Origin of the sequence: Sphaerochaeta sp. UBA5836, assembly GCF_002432845.1 — a bacterium.
Classification (GTDB): domain Bacteria; phylum Spirochaetota; class Spirochaetia; order Sphaerochaetales; family Sphaerochaetaceae; genus Sphaerochaeta.
On sequence record NZ_DJGW01000046.1, the window covers coordinates 1 to 4,660 of the forward strand.

The 4,660-nt window shown below is 51.1% G+C and carries 4 protein-coding genes; 2 read left to right on the top strand and 2 right to left on the bottom strand.

Features of this window, described 5'->3' with window-relative positions:
• On the top strand, positions 1-1,721 hold a 1,721-nt coding region (locus B3F49_RS03565), incomplete at its 5' end, for a Na/Pi cotransporter family protein (protein ID WP_293909015.1).
• 59 nt (positions 1,722-1,780) lie between these two features.
• On the opposite strand, the gene argH is transcribed toward B3F49_RS03565, so the two are convergent.
• Entirely contained in the window at positions 1,781-3,154 is a 1,374-nt protein-coding gene (gene argH, locus B3F49_RS03570) for an argininosuccinate lyase (protein ID WP_293893932.1), read from the bottom strand.
• Between the two features lie 92 nt (positions 3,155-3,246).
• Between argH and B3F49_RS03575 the strand changes: the two genes are divergently transcribed.
• Positions 3,247-4,200: a hypothetical protein gene (locus B3F49_RS03575; protein WP_293909017.1), complete on the top strand. Its 954-nt coding sequence runs from the start codon at positions 3,247-3,249 to the stop codon at positions 4,198-4,200.
• Here B3F49_RS03575 and trxA read toward each other — a convergent pair.
• Positions 4,197-4,517, bottom strand: a complete 321-nt coding sequence (gene trxA, locus B3F49_RS03580; RefSeq protein WP_293893927.1) for a thioredoxin — start codon at positions 4,515-4,517, stop codon at positions 4,197-4,199. The genes B3F49_RS03575 and trxA overlap by 4 nt on opposite strands.
• Positions 4,518-4,660: the final 143 nt, after the last annotated feature.

Genomic DNA, 4,660 nt, shown 5'->3' on the forward strand with positions numbered 1-4,660 from the left:
TTTTTCAGATTGCAGGCAGCCTCGGCCTCTTTCTCTTTGGAATAAAACTCCTCAGTGAAGGCTTGCAGAAGTCGGCTGGCGATAAGATGAAGGCTGTTCTCAAGCTTATGACGAAAAACCGGTTCGTTTCAATTATGACCGGGCTTCTTATTACCATCATCATCCAGAGCTCGTCAGCAACCACCGTCATGGTGGTAAGTTTTGTAAATGCCGGCCTGATGGGGCTGACCCAAGCGATCGGGGTAATCCTTGGGGCCAATATCGGGACAACGTTCACCGGATGGTTGGTCGCCCTGCTCGGTTTCAAGATGGATATCACTTCGCTCGCACTGGTTTCCATCGCATTCGCCGCTCCGATGATGTTCAGCAAAAAGACTAAAACCCGCGATGCCGCCGATGTATTGCTTGGATTTGGTGTCTTGTTCCTGGGGCTCAACTTCATGTCCCATTCCATCCCGGACATCACGGGAAACATCGAGGTCCTTGAGTTTTTGGCAACGTTCAACAGCGACACAGTGTGGATGAATTTATTATGCATCCTGCTTGGTACACTGGTAACCATCGTTGTCCAGTCATCCTCGGCTGCAATGGCCATGACCCTCACGATGGCTTACAACGGCTGGCTTGGCGTAACAGCTTCCGCCGCCCTGATCCTGGGCTCGAACATCGGTACCACCATCACCGCCTACCTTGCCTCGATCGGCACCAGCACCACAGCAAAGCGGGCCGCGTGGGCCCACATTATCTTCAACGTTGTAGGAAGTGTCATCGCCTTGATGTTCTTCCATCCGCTTCTTTCATTTGTCAATTTCATCACCCCGGGCGACATCTATACCATGGAAGGAACAACGCTTTCTACGCAGCTTCCCCTCTTTCTTGCAATGTTCCACTCTGTATTCAATATTGCCAATACAATTCTCTTCTTCCCCTTTGTAAGCCATTATGCCCGTTTCATCGAACGATTGGTTCCAGCTAAAGCCGAGTACGATGAGGGAACATACCACTTCAAATATATCGGTGGTGTATTCATCGACAGTCCGGAAATCTATATGATGGCAATCCGGGATGAAATCAAGAAAATGGCAAACCTTGCCTGCAACATGCTCACCCGCTATCGAGGGATGTTCAATAATCCAGGGGCGGATATTGAAAGCGACGCCTTGGCAATGAAGAGGGACGAAGACTATGCCGACCAGATGCAGGAACAGCTCTCCAACTTCTGTGTCCATCTGTTGCAGGACTCCCAGACTCCGACCAATGCTTCATCTTTGAACTGCCTGATTCGTGTCATGGATGAGTTGGAATCGGTGACTGACAGTTGCTACAATCTCACCATACTCAGCCAAAGAAGGTACCACCAGGGTTGGACTATCGATCCAGAAACCGACAAGGACCTCAGGGAGTATCAGATGCTTGTCCAGGAGTTCCTTGACTATGTTCGCGACCGGATGGATAAAACCCTCACCAAGGCTGAAATGCAGAAGGCCAATGAGTTTGAAGAACAAATCAACAACCAGCGCAACCGACTCAGCCAATTGGTTCAGGAAAGGCTCTCCAGCGGAAAAGCTGATGTAAAGGTAGAGCTGCTCATCCTCGAGAAAATTCGTCACCTCGAACATATCGGAGACTATTGCACGAACATTGCCGAAGCGTATCATCAGGCTGTCAAGCACACTCCAATGCTGCAAAAGCGTTCAGGGAAGAGTCAGCAACTTGCTTGATGATCCTGCCTCAGCCTCCCGACCGGGATGCTGTTGTATTTGAACTGTCAACAAGTCACTTAAAAAAGAACCGTCTGCACATTCTCTATGCCGCATAGATTGTAATATGCATCAAAGAAGCTTTGCAAAACTTCTTCGCATCCATTCCTCATCAAGGAGATGAACAGCTGGTCTTCATCGAGCCCGAGATTTCCGGTGGTACCCAAGCTTGTACGCTCCTCAAGGGCCTGGTACGGGTCGAGGGTGGTCAGATCCTCCAGATGCAAGCCCACTTCCTTGTAGGTGTCTCGAAAGTTCTTCCCCTCCAACACCTGTTTCAGCACCACATCGGTGGCATAGAGATCGGCAGTACATCCTTGTACCAACGCCTCGGGATGTACTTCAAGGCCGTCAATCATTCGCAGGAAAATCTGCACCAACTGCCAGGTGGCCTTGGTTCCCTCAAGCAGCGGCCCCTTGGTGTCCTGGAAGTCACGGTTATATCCCGAAGGAAGGCTGCGGATGATTGATTTGACCCGCATCGCACAGCTGCTGACCAACGCCGAGCGGCTTCTGGCAAGCTCCAGTCCGTCGGGATTCTTTTTCTGGGGCATGATGGAACTGCCGGTGCACAGCTGTTTGGGCAGCGAGAAGTATCCAAATTCCGGAAGGGTGAAGAGAATCAAATCCTGTGCAAGCTTGCTCAGCGTCAGGGCGATGTAGTCACAACTGTCCAAGAGCATTGCCTCGAACTTGCCGCGGCTGTTGTTTGCATACAATACATTGTTCTGCACTCTGGTAAAGCCCATCTGCTCGGCTGTGAACTGCCTGTCCAGAGGCAGGGGAACCCCATAGCTTGCCGCCGAACCGAGCGGACTCTGATCGAGTGTCCACGACAGCTGCATCAAGTGTTGTGCTTCATCGTACAGCTCTTCTGCAAAACTTGCCGCCCAAAGGCCTACCGAAGACGGCATGGCCAACTGCATGTGGGTTCTACCGGGCATGGGCGTACGCTCATGCACTCGGGCGAAGTCCACCAGTCGTTGGGCAAGTTCACCCGTTGCATTGCAAAGCTTGACGGAAAACTCCCGCATCCAGAGCCGCAGAGCGGTTTGGACTTGGTCGTTGCGGCTCCGCCCTGTATGGATTTTCTTTCCTGCCTCACCGACATGTTCGGTCAGATACGCCTCGATGGCGGTATGGCAATCCTCATTTTCCTTGGTAATCGTGAAGGAATCCTCGACCCTGAGCGTGATAACCTGTGCCAACGCCTGCTCCAGGCTGGAGAGCTCTTCATCGGAAAGAAGGCCGATGAGGTGGAGTCCGCGGGCATGGGCGATGGAAGCCAAGGCATCAGCAATTACCAACTGTTGATCGAGTAGGTAGTCATTGCTTACGGTGAAGTCTTCCATCAAGGAATCGAGTGTATAGTCTTTTTGCCAAAGTTTGCCCATGATCATCCTCCAGATAGTGCAAAACCAGTCTATTGGCTCTGTCCATGCCTGTCAATTGAAGCAAAGAGACCTTCCTCGATTCTCTACCTGGCATGACAAAATATTTGCTCATCCCACTTCTGTTTCTCTCGCTGCTTTGCAGCAGCTGCGGTTGCAGTCAGCCAGAAATTTCGCTGTACAACCTCTTCGACCAAGTGGACAGTTCACCACCGGTGTTTCTTTCTGCAACGATGCTCAACCAAAACACTGCAACGCTCTCTTTCAATGAGAGCATCGATGAGGACTCAGTTTCCCTATGGTGTGAGCAAAATTCAGTTGTTTCCTTCACTGTCATGGATAAGACGCTCACCTTGAGCTTGGGCAAGCCCCTAAGCTTGGCAAGTTCGCTTGCCTTGGAGGGAAGAGTTGAGGACAATCGGGGAAACAGCGTGCAGTTCGGTATTGTACTTTGGGCGAAGAACAACAACCCGGCTACCGTATTGATCAATGAATTCACCACCAAAGGGAGCGAGATCAACCCGGACAGAGTAGAACTGGTGGTTACAAGCAGGGGAAATTTGGCAGGCCTCACCCTCTATGCGGGTGTGGTTGATGATTGGACGGACCGCTTTGTCTTTCCCGATCGATGGGTCGAACGGGGGACCTATATCGTTGTATCGTTCAGTAAAGGAGAGCAGGACGTTGCATGGTATACTTCCGAGCAGCAAGCAGGATTAAGCTCCAACAATGGCTGCCTCTCCATCGCAATGAGCCCTGAATGGACAAGTCCTGTACTCGATGCCGTTGTCTGGGGGAATATGAGTACTTCCACGTTTGAAGGTTTTGGCTCCGCCTCCCTGCTCGCCCAAGTAAACAGCCTGTTTCAAAGCGGTCAATGGAACAGCAAGGAGAGCAATAAAGCGGTTGATTCGAATGCATCAACCGCCACCAGGTCCTTTTGCAGGGACCGCCTTACCGACTCCAACAGCAGTGATGATTGGTATGTGTGTGCAACCAGGAAGGCTACGTTCGGCTCACTGAATGCAACAGACCGATACATTCCCTAGAGATGCTCGACGACAAAGCCTTCAATAACGGACAATGAGGCTGCTCCCATTCGTTGATCCACCACCTCGCCATCCTTGAACAACATCAAGGTGGGAATGGAATTTACGCTATACATGGTCGCAAGTGAACCTGCTTCATCAACGTTGATTTTCGCGACTTTGAGCTTGTCGGCAAACTTCTGTGCCAATTGGGTGATTGCCGGGGCAATCATCTTGCAGGGGCCGCACCAGGGAGCCCAAAAATCTACCAATACCGGTTTGTCAGCCTTCAAGACTTCCTGTTCAAAATTAGCTTCAGTAACTATGATTTCACTCATGAATTCTGCTCCTCGTCTAGAAAGCATGGTAGCGGCAAACCGGCGAAAAGGGAAGAGCGAACCTACATCGCGACCTCTTGGTCAAAAGGGATTTCATCAGGCAACGACTCCTGCTTGTTCTTGTTGTTGCCATCGCTCCTGCC